Origin of the sequence: Saccharopolyspora endophytica (genome assembly GCF_018070075.1) — a bacterium.
Taxonomy (GTDB): domain Bacteria; phylum Actinomycetota; class Actinomycetes; order Mycobacteriales; family Pseudonocardiaceae; genus Saccharopolyspora; species Saccharopolyspora endophytica.
In genome coordinates, this window is sequence record NZ_JAGPXE010000013.1 from 56,239 (window position 1) to 72,136 (window position 15,898).

Consider the following 15,898-nt stretch of genomic DNA (forward strand, 5'->3'; position numbering starts at 1 on the left):
TGCCCTGGTCTCCGCTGAGATCGGGGTCTCGCCCTGAATAGCGGCCGAATCCCCGGCCCGATCGCGGTACGTTCGGGATCGTGGATTCTGGGGACGAGCTGCGCTTGGCGCTCGCCATGCGCGGCGGTGCGAGCATGGCGGTGTGGATCGGCGGAGCCGTCGCCGAGATCAACGCGCTGCGCGAATCGTTGGACGGCACCGGGGAATCCGAGCACCCGTGGGCCGCGCTCGCGCGGCTGGCCGGGTACCGGTCGGTGAGCGTCGACGTGCTCGCGGGCGCCTCGGCCGGTGGCCTCAACGCCGCGCTGATGTCGGCGACGCTGGTCTACGGGATGCCGTTCGAGCGGATGCGGCGGACGTGGATCCAGCTGGCCGACCTGGAGGCGATGGCCCGCCCGGTGCCGAAGTTCTGGCAGGGCGGCCCCGCTTCGCTGCTGGAAGGCGACGACTACTTCCGCGCCGAGCTCGCCCGCGTCATCCGCGACAACGCCCCGCCCGCCGAGCAGCAGCCGGGCCGCCGCGCCGACATGCTGCTCACCGCGACCCTGCTGGATCCGCTGGTGGAGCCGCACTACGACGCCCGCGTCGGGCCGATGCCGCTGGAGCGGCGGGCCGCGCGGCTGACCTTCCACCACGAAGGCCGTGCGGGGGACCCGCTCTCGGACTTCGGCGATCTCGACGACACCGCGCTGCGCCTCGCGCACGCCGCGCGCGCCACCTCGTCGTTCCCGTTCGCCTTCGAACCCGCGAAGGTGCGCTCCGGGCCTGGCGAACCACCGGCCGGCGAACCGAACATGCTGGGCCTGTTCTCCGAAACCAGCACGGGCACAACGCCGTTCCGGGTGATCGACGGCGGGGTGCTGGACAACATCCCGGTCACCGCCGCGATCGAGGCCATCGCGGCGGCCCCGGCCGACCGGCCCACCCGGCGCTTCCTGCTCTACCTCAACCCCGATCCGGTCGTCTCGCACGGCCAGCGGCGCGGTTCGGGACGTGCGGTGCCGGTGACGGTGGCGGCGCTGCGCGGCCGGTTCACCCAGGAATCCCTGCTGTCGGACCTCGACGAGCTCGCCGAGCACAACCGGGCGGTGGACGGGAACGCGTTGCGCCGCAAGGCCTTGTTCGCCCCGGTGCGCGAACGTCCCGAGCGGTTGGCCGAGCACGTCGCGTTCGTGGCGGCCGATCACGCGGTGGTGCGGGCGGAACTCGACGCGCAGGCGGTGCACGCGCTGCTGACCGACCCCTCGGGTTCGGAGGACGGGACGCTGCTGCCACCGGTGATCGGTGAGCCGCTCGCGGAGTGGTCGGTGCGCGCCCGCGACCTGCTTCCCGACCGGCTCGCGGCACTCGCCCGCCAGACCGGTCCCGAGATCTTCGACGACGCGCACGGGCTGCGCACCGCCGCGCAGGAGTGCCTGGGCTGGGCCTGGGACGTCGAACGCTCCGCGCAGGTCGGTGCGTGCAAGGCGCAGCTGTACCGGCTGCGGGCCTTCGCCGGGGTCCTGGCCGGTCACGCCGACCGCTACTGGATCAACGGCGCGCGGCTGGAACCGATCGTGGAGACCACCGAGCTCGACGACTGGATCCGCAGGGTCCAGCGCCGCCGCGAACGGCTGCAGCACCGGCTGCCCTCGCCGATCGAGCCGCTGCTGGGAGCGGTGCTGCGCGCGGTTTCCGACGGCGACGGGTTCCAGCAGGCGCTGGCCGAGTTCGCCGCCGAGCTCCAGTCCATGGTCGAGTCCTCGGGAGCGGACGCGGCCCCGGACGCCGACGGGGTGGACGCGGTGGCGAGAGCCCGGGAGGTGCTGCACGACATCGCCGACCGCCTGGCCGAAGCGGCCCCGGCCAGGCCGGGACCCGTGGCGGCCGAACAGGTCGGCTACGCGCTGCTGGAGACCACCGCACGCCGTCCCGAGGTGCTGCGGCAGCTCGTCGTGCTGACCGCGCCGCTGGACGTCGGCCGCGCTCCGACCACGCGCATCGACCTGCTCCGCGTGGTCAGCGACGAGCACACCCCGCTGCCGTTCACGGCGCTGCGCCGCGACGGCGCACTGCGCATCGAGGACAAGATCCGCGGCCTCGACCTCGGCAGCTTCGGCGCGTTCCTGTCGGCGAAGTGGCGCGCCAACGACTGGATGTGGGGCCGGATGGACGCCGCCGCCACGCTCGTCGGCATGCTCGCCGACCCGCAGCGCCTGGTGCGGCACGGCGATCCCGAGCGGCTGAGCGAGTCGCTGCGCGCCGTCGTCAGCAGTCCGACCGAGGCCGAACTCGGTGCGCTCGACGAATCCCGGGCCGAGCGGTGGCGCGGGTTCCTCGCGGAGGTGTGGTCGCGCCACGCGGCCGAGGTCCGCGCCGAGCTCGACGCGATGTTCGCCGCGCCCGACGACCAGCACCCGCTGACCGAGACCCGCAGGCTGCTCACCGAGCGTCTGCAGTGGACTATCGCGGCGGTGGAGGTCCCGCACGTCGAGTCCGTGCCGACGGGTGCGGCCCCGGACGGCGGTGCCGAACCGCCGGTGCCGCAACCGGACGAGCTGTCCCGCTCGGTGGAGAGCTTCGACGTCGGCCGCCAGCGGGTCCGCGACCTGGGCGAAACGCGCCTGCTGTCGCTGGCCACCCGCTTCGGCCTGCTCGGCCACCGCGCGGCGCAACCGTCCGGGGGCGGTGCCCTGCGGTTCCTGGGGCGTGCGGCGATGGCGCTGGTCAAGCCGCTGCTGATGCTCGCCGCGTTCGCGGTCGCCGCGCCGAGGCGGGCCGCGCTGCTCGGGTTCCTCACGTCCTTCGCCCTGACGATCACCGCGGATGGCCCGATGTTCGGCCCCGTAACGCTCCTCCCGGGTGACTGCCCGCCGAGGGCGATGTGCGCGGTGCAGTCGTCGACCAGCGGATCGGCGTTGATCGACTTCTCCGGTGCCGACGTCGGCGACTGGGCTCCGCTCGCCGCGCTGTCGGTGCTGGTGTGCGCGATCTGGGCCGGCCGCTGCTTCACCAGACCCTTCGGCAGCGGACTCGCGCGCTGGGCACCGGCGCTCGCGGTCTGCGCTCTCCTGCTCGCCGCGGCGCTCGGCGTGCACAGCACCGGCCTGCGCCTCGGCCCGCTCGGGGTCGTGCTGGCCGCGACCGCCCTGACCTGGTTCGCCGCGGTGGCCTACCGCGTGCCCGCCAGGATCGGCGCGACGTTCCTGACCCCGCTGATCTCGCTGGGCCTGCTCTGGCTCGTCGCCGAGGACCGGGCGGACGTCGGCACCTGGCTCATCCTCACCGCGTTGGCCCTGGCCTACGTCCACGTCCTCCACGCGAGCACCGTCGACGTCCTCAACCCGCGTCCGAGACCGGCCTCCGCAGGCCCGGCCACGCCCGCGGGTTCTCGCCGAGAGCCCAGCGCCGACCTCGTGCCGCGCGCTTGACGCAGGTCAGCGCCCCGCTCCCGACCCGGCGGGGCTGACCACCCCGCTCAAACCCTCACTCGAGCGGGGTGGGTATCGGGTGCGCATCAGTGCGGGGACGTTCATGATCTCGGGGGGATACTGCGAGGTAGCCTGGTCGTAGGGGCGGTTCGTCCCGGGATTTGCAGTTCAACGGAGGTGTCAGCGGTGTCCAACCCCTTTACCGGCGCGAGCCGGCCGGCGCCGGGCACACCCAACCTGCCCACGCCACCCACCGGCTGGCCGATCGGTTCTTACGGCAAGTACGAAGAAGCGCAGCGGGCCGTCGACCACCTGGCCGACAGCGACTTCCCCGTCCAGGAGGTCACCATCGTCGGCGTCGACCTGATGCTGGTCGAGCGCGTGACCGGCAGGCTGACGTGGGGACGCGTGCTCGGCGGTGGGGCCGCCTCGGGCGCCTGGTTCGGCCTGTTCGTCGGCCTGATCATGGGCATGTTCACCCCGCAGGGCAGCTGGATCGCCCCGGTGCTGGCCGGTCTCGGCGCGGGCATCGTGTTCGGCCTGGTCTTCGCCGCCGTCGGCTACGCCTCCACGCGCGGCCGTCGGGACTTCTCCTCGGCCAGCCAGCTGGTCGCGGGGCGTTACGACGTGCTCGCCCAGCCGAAGCACGCCGAGCAGGGGCGTGATCTGCTCGCCAAGCTCGCCATGCGCCCTCCGGCTTCGTAGGTCGTTCCTGTTCACTGACAACTGCTCAGTGGTCTCGTTGCTTGGCGGCTCGGGTTCACTGCCACTACTCAGTGGTCTTGTTGCTTTGCGGTGCCAGAAGCGGAACCTGAGCGGCTCTCTGGCTCCGGGATCCGAGACTTGTGTATGTCCAATACACGGCGCTACGGCTGTCCTCCCCAGAGAGCCGCTCAGAACCCGCGGCGGTGCCGGTTGCTTGCTCGGGGTAGTGAGAAACCGGCTTCGCCGGTTGCCTGACGGGGTTCAGAAGCATCTGCGGCTTCGCCGCTTGCACCGAATCGGGAACCCCTTCCGGCCCCTGTTCTCGGGTTGTCGGGATCGTCTTGGTTTCAACGAAACCCCTGCTCCGGCCGCCGAAACGGCTAAGTGATCCGGGGCTAATGGGGGAGCGGTTGCATCGGTCGTTCACCGGTTCTTCACGGGTTGGCAACAAGGCGCGGGAGTGCTTGCCCTCCGTGATCATCGGGCCTTAGCTTTCCAGCCACCGGCTGACCGCCGGTGGTCGTGGTGCGACGGAGCGTTGGCGAATCCCGGGAGCTCGGTCGCACACGCGACCAGGGCACCGGAAGGACTGATGGTGAAAGTTCGCCGCACTCGTACGGCGGCATTGCTGGGCGCGTCCCTGGTGGGCGCGTCGGCGTTGACCGCATGCGGCCAAGCCGCAAGTGCCAACACGATCAACCTCTACAGCGCACCCGAGGAGAACCTGCAGCACAACGTCGACCGCTGCAACGCCGCAGCCGCGGGCAAGTACGACATCGTCTACCACAAGCTCCCCCGAGACGCCGACGGCCAGCGCGAGCAGATGGTGCGCCGCCTCGCCGCCGGGGACACCGGCATGGACCTGCTCTACCTCGACGTCACCTGGACCGGCGAGTTCGCCGAGGCCAACTGGGTCCGCGAGTGGACCGGTGCCGACAAGGCCGAGGTCGAGCGGGACACGCTGCCCGGCCCGCTGGAGACCGCGACCTGGCAGGGCAAGCTCTACGCCGCGCCGAAGAACACCAACGTGCAGCTGCTCTGGTACCGCAAGGACCTCGTGCCCGAGCCGCCGAAGAGCTGGGGCGAGATGATCTCGACCGCCCAGCGCCTCAAGCAGGAGGGCAAACCGCACTGGATCACCCTGACCGGTGCGCAGTTCGAGGGCCTGTACGTGCACTACAACACGCTGCTGGAGTCGGCGGGCGGGCACGTGATCGGCGAGGACGGCAAGACCGCCGTCGTCGACCAGGGCGCGGTGCGCGGGCTGGAAGCCCTGCGCGACCTCGGCAACGCGGGCGTCACCAGCCCCGGCATGAACAACGCCGAGGAGGACGACGCGCGGCAGGAGTTCGAGACCGGCCAATCGGCCTTCGAGCTCAACTGGCCGTTCGTCCACGCCTCGATGCAGGAGGAGAAGCCCGAGCTGGCCGCGAAGGTCGGCTGGGCGCGCCTGCCCGGCCTCGACCCGAACGTGCCCAGCAAGTCCACCATCGGCGGCGCCAACTACGCGGTCAGCAGCTACTCCACCAAGCCGGAGCTGTCCTTCGAGGCCGCGAAGTGCCTGCGCGACAAGGAGAGCCAGAAGTTCTCCGCCATCAACGACGGCGTGCCGCCCACCATCGAATCGCTCTACAGCGACCCTGAGCTGCAGGCCGAGTACCCGATGCACGAGACGATCCTGCACGCCCTCAAGGACCCGGGGATGCGACCGGTGACCCCGGCCGCGCAGAACGTCTCGACGGTGCTGTCCAACATGCTCAGCCCGATCGCCGAGATCGATCCGCAGGCCACCGCCGAGCGGATGCGCCGCGAGGTGCAGAACGCCCTGGAGTCCAAGGGAGTGATGCCCTGATGGCGACCGCAGACGCGCTCAGCGACGGCAAGCGGGCCGAACGCCGGCTGGGGATGCTGCTGGCGGCCCCGGCCGCGCTGGTGATGATCGCCGTCACCGGATGGCCGATCCTCTACGCGTTCTGGCTGTCCTTCCAGCGCTTCGACCTGAAGTACCCGGACCAGCGCGAGTTCATCTGGTTCGACAACTACATCACCGTGCTCACCAACACCTACTGGTGGAGCGCGTTCTGGGTGACCATCCTCGTCACCGCCGTGTCGGTGCTGGTCGAGTTCGTGCTGGGCATGTCGCTGGCGCTGATCATGCACCGGGCGCTGGTCGGCAGGGGACTGGTGCGCACGGTCAGCCTCATCCCGTACGGCATCGTCACGGTCGTCGCCGCGTTCAGCTGGCGCTACGCCTGGACTCCGGACACCGGCTACCTGGCCAACGCCATCGCCCCCAGCGGGGCCCCGCTGACCGAGTACGGCAGCGCGCTGGCGATCGTCATCGTCGCCGAGATCTGGAAGACCACCCCGTTCATGGCGCTGCTGCTGATGTCCGGGCTCGCGCTGGTGCCCGACGACCTGCTCAAGGCCGCGGCGATGGACGGAGCGGGCGCCTGGCAGCGGTTCGTCAAGGTCATGCTGCCGGTGATGAAGCCGGCGATCCTCGTCGCGCTGCTGTTCCGGACCCTCGACGCCTTCCGCGTCTTCGACCACATCGTGGTGCTCACCGGGGGAGCGCAGGACACCTCGTCGGTATCGGTGCTCGCCTACAACAACCTCATCAAGGGACTCAACCTGGGCATCGGATCGACGATGTCGGTGCTGATCTTCATCGCGGTCGCGCTCATCGCGTGGATCTTCGTGAAGCTCTTCGGCACCGCGGCCCCGGGCAGCGAAGAGAAGGGGAGGGGCTGATGGCCGGCCTCGGCGGGACACCGACGCCTGCGCGCAAAGCCAAGTGGGCCGCGCTCAACGTCATCGTGGTGGCCTACGCGCTGCTGCCGGTGCTGTGGATCCTGTCGCTGTCGTTCAAGACCTCCGACACCCTCTCCGACGGGAACCTGATCCCGCGCGAGTGGACGCTGGAGAACTACGCGGCGATCTTCTCCACCACCGAGTTCACCCGCGCGCTGCTGAACTCCATCGGCATCGCGCTGATCGCCACGGCGATCGCCGTCGTGCTGGGCACCATGGCCGCCTACGCCATCGCCCGGCTCGACTTCCCCGGCAAGCGAGCGCTGGTCGGGGCGTCCCTGCTGATCGCGATGTTCCCGCAGGTCTCGCTGGTCTCGCCGCTGTTCGACATCGAGCGGACGGTGGGCCTGTTCGACACCTGGCCGGGACTGATCCTGCCCTACATCACCTTCTCGCTGCCGCTGGCGATCTACACGCTGTCGGCGTTCTTCCGGGAGATCCCGTGGGAGCTGGAGAAGGCGGCCAAGATGGACGGCGCCACACCCGCGCAGGCGTTCCGCCGGGTGATCGCACCGCTGGCCGCACCGGGCGTGTTCACCACCGCGATCCTGGTGTTCATCTTCTGCTGGAACGACTTCCTGTTCGCCATCTCGCTGACGTCGACGGCGAACTCGCGGACGGTTCCGGTGGCGCTGCAGTTCTTCACCGGCGACTCGCAGTTCGAGGACCCGACCGGGACGATCTCCGCCGCCGCCGTGGTGATCACCATTCCGATCATCCTGTTCGTGCTGTTCTTCCAGCGACGCATCGTGTCCGGACTGACCTCCGGCGCAGTGAAGGGGTAAGCAAGTGGCCGACATCGTGCTGGACAAGGTGACCAAGCGCTACCCGGACGGGGCGCTGGCGGTCAACGAGGTCAACCTGGAGATCGCCGACGGCGAGTTCGTGATCCTGGTCGGTCCGTCGGGCTGCGGGAAGTCCACCACGCTCAACATGATCGCCGGGCTGGAGGACATCAGCGGCGGCGAGCTGCGCATCGGCGGGCAGCGGATGAACGAGCGCGCGCCCAAGGACCGCGACATCGCGATGGTGTTCCAGTCCTACGCGCTCTACCCGCACATGACCGTGTTCGAGAACATGGCCTTCCCGCTGCGACTGGCCAAAGTGGACAACGCGACCGTGAAGGACAAGGTCACCGAGGCCGCGAAGATCCTCGACCTGAGCAACCACCTGGACCGCAGGCCGGCGAACCTCTCCGGCGGTCAGCGGCAGCGGGTCGCGATGGGTCGGGCGATCGTGCGCAGCCCCAAGGCGTTCCTGATGGACGAGCCTCTGTCCAACTTGGACGCCAAGCTGCGGGTGCAGATGCGCACCTCGGTGTCGAAGCTGCAGAAGCAGCTGGGCACCACCACCGTCTACGTCACCCACGACCAGACCGAGGCGATGACCCTCGGCGACCGGGTCGTGGTGCTGCGCGGCGGCGTGGTGCAGCAGGTGGGGCCGCCGCAGCACCTCTACGAGAACCCGGCGAACCTGTTCGTGGCCGGCTTCATCGGCTCACCGGCCATGAACTTCGTGCCGGTGGAGCTCGCGGACGGCGCGCTGCGCAGCGCCCTCGGCGACGTGCCGCTGCCGGAGCGGCTGCGCAAGGCCGCGGAGGCCGCCGACGCGCCTCGGGACCTGGTGCTGGGCATCCGCCCGGAGCACTTCGAGGACGCCGCGCTGGTCGACGACGCGGTCAAGACCAGGGGAGCGACGTTCACCGGTGAGGTGGACGTGGTCGAGGAGATGGGCTCGGACAAGTACGTCTACTTCACGCTGCAGGGCGCCAAGGCCAGCAGCGCGGAGCTCGACGAGCTCGCCGCCGACAGCGGCAGCTCCGAGGTGCCCACCGACGACGGCCAGGTCGTCACCCGCCTGTCGGTGGAGTCGCGGGCCCGGGAGAACGAGCAGCTCTCGGTCTGGTTCGACACCGACAAGATCCACCTGTTCAACCCGAAGACGGGCGAGACGATCAGGTAGCGCATGAGCGGGGGACGGTTCTCCGGCCGCCGGGCCTGGAGCAACCGTCCCCTCCGCGCGGTGATCAGAGCTGGTTCGCGATGAGCACGAACTCCATGGCGATCCAGCCCGCGATCAGCGCGACGAGAAAGGTGAGCTTGCTGGAGAGCAGGCGAGTCATAGCGGTGCCTCCCTACGTGAGAACGAGATTCTGGTTGCTGCAGATCCGTTTTCACGATGTGGCCCGCGGTCTACCCGGGCGGGGGCCGTCAGCGCGCGCAGGCGCTCGGCGCGGGGACCACGTCCCACATCGCGCCGGGTTTTCGCTGCACCCAAGCGGAGTGCCGGAACAACTTCTCGGCGATCTCCCGGCGAGACACGGGACTTCGTCTCGCGGTGAGGAGTCGCAGCTGGGTGGGCGCGGTGGTGTGCGCTTGCATGTCGGACCTCCTCACTTCCACGTACGACATCGGTTCGAGCGCCGGAATCGTTACAGCCACTTGTTCTTCCGGAAGATCTTGAACAAGACCATGCAGGCGATGAGCATCACGACCATCACCATCGGATAGCCGAACTTCCAGGTGGTTTCGGGCATGAAGTCGAAGTTCATGCCGTAGATCCCGGCGATCATCGTCGGTGTGGAGATGATCGCGACCCAGGCCGAGATCTTGCGCATGTCGGTGTTCTGCTGGAGCGTGATCTTGGCGAGCGTGGCGTCCACCAGCGTGGTCAGCAACTCGTCGAAGGCGCCGACCATCTCCGACACGCGCGCCAGGTGGTCCTCGACGTTGCGGAAGTAGGAGCGCACGTCCTCGGCGATCATCGGCGTGTAGCCCTCGGCCAGCCGCTGCATCGGCTTCGACAACGGCTGCACCGCCCGCCGCAGCTCCATGACCTCGCGCTTCATCAGGTAGATCTGCTCGGCGTCGATCTTGGTGCGCGGCTCGAAGACCTCGGCCTCGATCTCGTCGATGTCGTCCTGGATCGCCTCGGTGACGTCCAGGTAGTTGTCCACCACCGTGTCGGCCACCCCGTGCAGCACCGCAGACGGGCCCAGCGCCAGCTGCTCGGGGTCGTCCTCCAACCGGCAGCGGAGGTCGCTCAGCTCGGCGTGCTTGCCGTGCCGGACGGTGATCACGAAGTCCCGGCCGAGGAAGACCATCAGCTCACCGGTGTCGACGATCTCGCTGGTCGCGGTGCGGTGCGCGGTGTCGGCGTAGCGGACCGTCTTGAGCACCATGAACAGCGTGTTGTCGTAGCGCTCCAGCTTGGGCCGCTGGTGCGCGTGCACCGCGTCCTCGACCGCGAGCTCGTGCAGCCCGAAGGTCTCGGCGATGCCGTTGATCTGCTCCTCGGTCGGCTCGTGCAGCCCGATCCAGACGAACCCGGTGCCGCGCCGGCGGACCTCTTCGATGGCGTCGGCGTGGTTCCAGGTCCCGTCCAGCCGGTGGCCGTCGACGTAGACGGCGCAGTCCACCACGTAGGCGGACATCGGCGCGGGCTTGCGCGCGAGGGGCTGGGCCGCGCGACCGTTGCGGTTGCGCAGGCCGAGCGAAGGCAGGTTCGGCACGACGGCCTCCAGGGGGTTCCGGGGCCCAGGAACGTGCGTGGCGCGAGACCGGTGTTCCGGTCAGCGGTCATCCGGACGATCGTCCGGACGCTGCACCGCGGCGGTGTTCCCTCGGGCGGAGATCACTCTCGCTTGCGGGGTCTCGCATCCCGGCCGGGCCCCTGACGGGCCGGAGAACCAACTCGCTCAGATCAGCGACGGGCCTTCTCGGCGGGGATGCGGTTGGTACTGCACGGAAGCGCGCTGTCGGTACTACTGCTCACGATCCCTCACCTCCCGAAGGTCATCCACCACAAGGGGTGGGCACTGCATCAGCCAACCGGGAACCATACTCCGTCCGGGTGGGCTGCTGACAACTGCGTCGAACTCACGTCACAGGTCGCAGCGGTGGTACGAACGCGAAAGCGGACCAGTCGACTAATTCGGGCACTCGGAAAGGGCTCCACTCGGGGGTCGATCCACCGATCGTCACGCACTCCGTCGGAGGCGCGTAACCCGGCGGCATTCCCGCTCACTCGTTGCGGGGTAAACAACCCCAGGACCGCAGCGCCTCGGCCAAACCGGCCGTGAGCGCTCCATTTCGATCGAGTGTGGCGAAAGTCGCACCGTCCGCCCAGATTGCGTCCGCGGCGTCGTCACCAGCGGAAAGAACCCATTCATTGGTCCGGCAGGAGTAGTCGAGGATCTCGAAGGTTCCGCGCGGAGCGGGTCGCTCGACCCGGCCGATGAGATCACCGACCGTGACGACGAGTCCGGTTTCCTCGAAAACCTCGCGCCGTACCGCCGAATGATCGGATTCTCCGTGCTCCACCCGGCCCCCGGGTATCGACCACTTGCCCCTGCCAGGATCATTGGCCCGTTTGACCAGGCACAACCTGCCTCGGGGGTCAAAAATGAGAGCTCCGACGCAGCGGATCACGGGATTCTCAGATACGATCATCAACACGGAGGGTAGTTGGTCCGGGCCTGCCCGGAAACGACTGACCCAAGTGCGGTACAAAGCTGCCGTAATGGGGCGGAGTGCGGTACAACGGATCAGCAGGCGCCTGTGCTACTCAAGGGCTTTTTCGGACGGGGTGCGTCACAGTGAACATGAAGAAAATCCTCACCTGGGCAGTGGTTGCTTTCCTCCTGTTCTTCTTGTTTTCCGCGCCGGACCAAGCCAGCAATGTCGTGAACGGCATCCTGGCCAGTCTTCGTGGGGCTGCAGAAGCTGTCATCACCTTCATGCAGAACCTCTTCCAGGGATAAGGCGAGAATCGCGGGGAGGCGGGTGCGTTGTTCGCTCCTAGGGATCCCGACGAGTACCTGCTGGACTCCGAACGCCGGGTGATCCGGGTTCGGCGTCACTGGGCCAGCTTGGTGTGGGACCTGTTCGAGGCGGCGGGGTTGCTCGTCGGACTCGTGCTGGTGTCGTACCTGCTGCCCGCCGGCAGCTCCTGGCTGTTCCAGAACATCCTCTGGTACGCCGGTCTTGTCGTGCTGATCCGCTTCGCCTACCAGGTTCTCGACTGGTACGTGGAGCGCATCGTGGTGACCGACAAGAGATTCTTGATGACGAAGGGGATCTTCACCACCAACGTGGCGATGATGCCGGTCACCAAGGTCACCGACCTGACCTTCCACCGCTCGCTGATGGGCCGGATGTTCGGGTACGGCACGCTGATCGTCGAGTCAGCGGGCCAGATCCAGGCGCTCAACCGGATCGAGTACGTCCCCAACCCGACCGAGGTCGAGGACGCGATCTCGGGCTTGGTGTTCGGTGACAAGAAGGGCCAGCAGCAGGACCGCTTCTCCATGCTCAAAGCCCGCCGCGCAGCGGTGGGCAAGCGGAAAGCGGCCAAGCTGTAGTTCTCGTGGTCCGGTGATCCCGGCGTGGCCGGGATCACCGCCGCGAGGCATCCTCGCGGCCGGTCATGGGTCACACTGAGGTGTGCTCATCGACCTGCACGCGCATTCCACCGAGTCAGACGGGACCGACACGCCGGCCGAGCTGGTGGCGACCGCGGTCGCTGCCGGGTTGGACGCGGTCGCGATCACCGACCACGACACCACCGCCGGTTGGGCGGAAGCCGAACGCGCCGTGCGCGAACTCGGTCGTCCCGGAACGTTCCGGTTGGTCCCGGGAGCGGAGCTGTCCTGCTCCAGCCCCGACGGTCGTGGTGGCAGGGTCACGGTCCACCTGCTGGCCTACCTGTTCAACCCCTCGTCCCCCGCGCTGGTGCGCGAGCAGTCGCGGCTGCGCGCCGAGCGCCGCGAGCGGCTGCACCAGATGGCCCACCAGATGGCCTCCGACGGCTTCCCGATCGACCCCGAGGCGATCATGGCCGGGCTGCCGCCGGACTCGCCGGGCGGACGCCCGCACCTGGCGCGCGCGCTGGTCGCGGCCGGAACGGTCGCCAGCGTCGACGAAGCCTTCGCGAAGTACCTCAGCAGCAGCGGCAGCTACTACCTGCCGCGCACCGACACACCCGTGCACCGGGCCATCGACATGATCGCCGAGGCGGGCGGCGCGACCGTGCTGGCGCACCCGTTCGCCCACAAGCGGGGGCCGGTGGTCAACGCCGAGGTCGTCGCCGAACTGGCCGATCACGGGCTCGCCGGGGTCGAGATCGACCACCCCGATCACGACGAGCCCACCCGGGCGAAGCTGCGCGAGCTGTCCGCCGAGCTGGACCTGATCCCCACCGGCAGCAGCGACTACCACGGCACCAACAAGACGATCCGGATCGGCCAGGAGACCACGGCCCCCGACTCGTTGGAGCGAATCATCGCCCGCTGCACCGGGAGCAAGGTCATCAGCTGATCTGCCGGTCGGCCGTTCTGCGTAGTGTTGTCGGCGTGCAGCAGCAGCTCGGCCTGGAAGGCATTCCCGGGAAACTCGTGCGGGTCACCCCCGCCCGCCTGTCGACGTGGGCGGGATGCCCACGCCGGTACCGCATGACCTACCTCGACAGACCCGCTCCGAAGCGCGGAGGGCCGTGGGCCAACGCCACGCTCGGCGCGGTCGTGCACAACGCGCTGAAGGCGTACTTCGAGCTGCGCCCGGAGAAGCGCACCCCGCAACGCGCGGAGGTGCTGGTGCACCGGCACTGGAAGTCCGACGGGTTCGCCGACGCCGACCAGGCCGCTGAGCACCGGCGACGCGCGCAGCGCTGGGTCCACGACTACGTGGCGGAGCTGCCCGCCGACTTCACCCCGGTGGCCATCGAGCGCTGGGTGTCGGCGCCGGTCGGCGAGATCATCGCCGAGGGCCGGGTGGACCGCGTCGACGAGCGGGACGGCGAGCTCGTCGTCGTCGACTACAAGACCGGCAGGCACGGGCTGCGGGTCGACGACGCGAAGAACTCGCTGGCACTGGGTCTGTACGCGCTCGCGGTGCGCAAAACGCTGCGCCGACCGTGCAACCGGGTTGAGCTGCACCACCTGCCGACGGGTACGGTCGCGGCCTGGGATCACACCGCCGAGTCCCTCGACGGACTCCGGGAACGCGCCGAAAGGCTGGCGGGTGAGCTCCAGGAGGCAACCGACGCACTGGAATCCGCGTCCCCGGGCTCCAGCACCGTTGCGGAGACGGCGTTTCCGGTCAGGACCGGACCGCACTGCTCCTGGTGCGATTTCCGGGCACACTGCACCGAGGGACAGCAGGCCGCACCGGATCTGCGACCCTGGTCGCTGCTGGGGGACGGATGAGCTTTCGACCGGAGGACGGGCCGATGCACGCACCAGCCCCGCAACGCCGAACACCGCCCCGCACGCGGCACATGCCGCCGGGCGACGGTGCGCGCCGGATGCCGCCGCCCCATCCGCGCCGCGCGGCCCCCGAGGCCCGGCGCACCCGCCCGCACCGCCACGAACTCGCCCGGTCCCGCCAGGTGAGCACCGCGGGAACCACCCTGCGCAGCTTCACCGGTGCGCTGGCGATGGGATCCCTGGTGCTGGCGCTGGTCCTGATCGGCGTCCAGTTCTGGGCCACCTCGCACGGGCAGCAGGGGCCGGGTGTCGCCTCGGTGATCTCGCAGGTCGTCGCGGGTCTCATCGCCGTCGCGCTGCAGACCTACGCCGACCGCAACCGCGATCGCAACGGCGGTCTGGCCGTGGTCGGGGTGCTGGTCGTGGTGCTGGGATCGCTCTGGTTCTGGTGGTGGTGACGGTCTAGGACCGCCACCCGCTCCGAAGGGCCTCCCGCGCGGGAGGCCCTTTTTCGCGGTCAGCGCAGCGCGACCAGGGTGTCGCCGCGCTGTTCCAGCACGACCGGCCCGACCGAGTTGAGCCGGACCGGGCCGGTGTGGTCGCCGCGGTCGACGGGGATGACGCGCTCGCGGACACCGGTCACCGGGTCGAGGACGGCCATGCCGCCCTGCACCGGCATCACCAGCCGGTTCGCCAGCGAGGTCCCCGCTCCCAGGGTGTCCGGGACGGTCCACAGCGGGTCGAGGGTCTTCGGGTCCAACGCGATCGTGTCCGCCCCGGTGTGCCAGTAGATGCGGCGGCCGATGGCGGTGCTCTCCACCCGCACGTTGTCGTCGCTCGCGAGAGGGCCGGTGCGGACCGGGTGGGTGGCGACCACGCGGCCGGTGTTGTCGAACAGCACCAGCTGCGGGTCGTCGCGCATGACCACGGCGACCCGCTCGTCGGTCACCGCCACCACCGAGGCGTCCCGGCTGCCGAGGGAGACGCTGAAGACCTCCTCGGGCTTCTCGTCGTCCTCGGGGTGCGTCTTGATCGTCGTGACCCGGCCCGTCTCTCCGGGGCAGTTCTCGATGGCGGCCGCGCGCTCGTGCCCGACCGCGATCGAGGAGTAGGTGCAGTCCGGGCGTTCGATGTTGTTGTCCGGGTTCTTCAGCTGCGGCGGGATGCCGAACTGCTGGGTGCGCACCAGGTCGGAGCGCCAGCTCTCGAAGGAGCGGCGGCCGGTCGCGGTCAGGTAGGTGCCGTCGCCGAGCAGCCGGGTGCCGAACTCGGCGTCGGTGTTGCGCTGCGGGCCGCGCTCACCGGTCGGTCCCCGCAGCGAGGTCACCTCGCTGCAGTTCCGCGACTTGGCGAAGACGGCGACGGCCCGGTCCCACTCGGTGCCGATCGTGCACAGCGGGATGTCGCGCGCGTAGCGCCAGGCGACCCGGCCGGTCAGCGGGTCGTGGCCGAGGACCTCGTTGCCGTTGCCGGTGACCACGGCCGGCGATGCGATCACCGGCACCGGGGTCGCCGCGCTCGGCGCCCGCCAGATCTCGTGCAGGGCGCCCGGAACCGACGTCGGCACGGGTGGTTTCGGCAGGGGTTCGGCCGCGGTCTCCGAGATCGTCGCCCGGGCGTCGCTGTTGAACCACAGCACTCCCGAGCCGATGAGCGCGGCCACCACGATCACCGCGACCGCGACCAGGTCACCCCGAGTGCGCCGCTCCGGCCGGACCAAACCAACTCCCCCAAAGTCTTCGACGGGCTCCCGGCCCGGAGCTTA

General features: G+C 69.5%; 15 protein-coding genes. 11 read left to right on the plus strand and 4 right to left on the minus strand.

The annotated features are described in order from the left end of the window. The first annotated feature begins 80 nt into the window (after window positions 1-80). The 6 genes from KBO27_RS26070 (at window position 81) to KBO27_RS26095 (ending at window position 8,891) form a co-directional block, all read left to right on the plus strand. Complete coding sequence (locus tag KBO27_RS26070; RefSeq protein WP_307870621.1) at window positions 81-3,410, plus strand: patatin-like protein; 3,330 nt, start codon at window positions 81-83, stop codon at window positions 3,408-3,410. A gap of 186 nt (window positions 3,411-3,596) precedes the next feature. Then, a complete protein-coding gene (locus KBO27_RS26075) occupies window positions 3,597-4,115 on the plus strand; it encodes a YflT domain-containing protein (protein ID WP_132685604.1) in 519 nt (172 codons plus the stop codon). Window positions 4,116-4,707: 592 nt separating this feature from the next. Beyond that, window positions 4,708-5,967: an ABC transporter substrate-binding protein gene (locus tag KBO27_RS26080; RefSeq protein ID WP_210972506.1), complete on the plus strand. Its 1,260-nt coding sequence runs from the start codon at window positions 4,708-4,710 to the stop codon at window positions 5,965-5,967. Beyond that, complete coding sequence (locus KBO27_RS26085; protein ID WP_210972507.1) at window positions 5,967-6,869, plus strand: carbohydrate ABC transporter permease; 903 nt, start codon at window positions 5,967-5,969, stop codon at window positions 6,867-6,869. The genes KBO27_RS26080 and KBO27_RS26085 overlap by 1 nt, the downstream gene beginning before the upstream one ends. After that, a complete protein-coding gene (locus tag KBO27_RS26090) occupies window positions 6,869-7,714 on the plus strand; it encodes a carbohydrate ABC transporter permease (protein ID WP_132627329.1) in 846 nt (281 codons plus the stop codon). Before KBO27_RS26085 ends, KBO27_RS26090 begins: the two co-directional genes overlap by 1 nt. A gap of 4 nt (window positions 7,715-7,718) precedes the next feature. Beyond that, window positions 7,719-8,891, plus strand: coding sequence for an ABC transporter ATP-binding protein (locus tag KBO27_RS26095; RefSeq protein WP_210972508.1), 1,173 nt, complete (start codon window positions 7,719-7,721; stop codon window positions 8,889-8,891). Window positions 8,892-9,139: 248 nt separating this feature from the next. On the opposite strand, the gene KBO27_RS26100 is transcribed toward KBO27_RS26095, so the two are convergent. The 3 genes from KBO27_RS26100 to KBO27_RS26110 form a co-directional block, all read right to left on the minus strand. Further along, entirely contained in the window at window positions 9,140-9,310 is a 171-nt protein-coding gene (locus KBO27_RS26100) for a hypothetical protein (protein WP_165943976.1), read from the minus strand. Window positions 9,311-9,360: 50 nt separating this feature from the next. Next, window positions 9,361-10,440 (minus strand): magnesium/cobalt transporter CorA, encoded by a 1,080-nt coding sequence (corA, locus tag KBO27_RS26105; RefSeq protein ID WP_210972509.1) that lies wholly within the window; start codon window positions 10,438-10,440, stop codon window positions 9,361-9,363. A gap of 511 nt (window positions 10,441-10,951) precedes the next feature. Then, complete coding sequence (locus KBO27_RS26110) at window positions 10,952-11,380, minus strand: NUDIX domain-containing protein (RefSeq protein ID WP_210972510.1); 429 nt, start codon at window positions 11,378-11,380, stop codon at window positions 10,952-10,954. Between the two features lie 146 nt (window positions 11,381-11,526). Between KBO27_RS26110 and KBO27_RS26115 the strand changes: the two genes are divergently transcribed. The 5 genes from KBO27_RS26115 (at window position 11,527) to KBO27_RS26135 (ending at window position 14,591) form a co-directional block, all read left to right on the plus strand. Then, window positions 11,527-11,691 (plus strand): cytochrome c family protein, encoded by a 165-nt coding sequence (locus tag KBO27_RS26115; RefSeq protein ID WP_165939939.1) that lies wholly within the window; start codon window positions 11,527-11,529, stop codon window positions 11,689-11,691. Window positions 11,692-11,718: 27 nt separating this feature from the next. Beyond that, on the plus strand, window positions 11,719-12,291 hold the full coding sequence (locus KBO27_RS26120) for a PH domain-containing protein (protein ID WP_132685609.1): 573 nt from the start codon (window positions 11,719-11,721) through the stop codon (window positions 12,289-12,291). 82 nt (window positions 12,292-12,373) lie between these two features. Next, window positions 12,374-13,246: a PHP domain-containing protein gene (locus KBO27_RS26125; protein WP_210972511.1), complete on the plus strand. Its 873-nt coding sequence runs from the start codon at window positions 12,374-12,376 to the stop codon at window positions 13,244-13,246. Window positions 13,247-13,281: 35 nt separating this feature from the next. Next, on the plus strand, window positions 13,282-14,133 hold the full coding sequence (locus KBO27_RS26130; protein ID WP_210972512.1) for a RecB family exonuclease: 852 nt from the start codon (window positions 13,282-13,284) through the stop codon (window positions 14,131-14,133). A 23-nt stretch (window positions 14,134-14,156) separates the two neighbouring features. Next, window positions 14,157-14,591: a hypothetical protein gene (locus KBO27_RS26135; RefSeq protein WP_246538058.1), complete on the plus strand. Its 435-nt coding sequence runs from the start codon at window positions 14,157-14,159 to the stop codon at window positions 14,589-14,591. 59 nt (window positions 14,592-14,650) lie between these two features. On the opposite strand, the gene KBO27_RS26140 is transcribed toward KBO27_RS26135, so the two are convergent. Then, entirely contained in the window at window positions 14,651-15,853 is a 1,203-nt protein-coding gene (locus tag KBO27_RS26140; RefSeq protein ID WP_210972513.1) for an Rv3212 family protein, read from the minus strand. Between the last annotated feature and the right edge of the window lie 45 nt (window positions 15,854-15,898).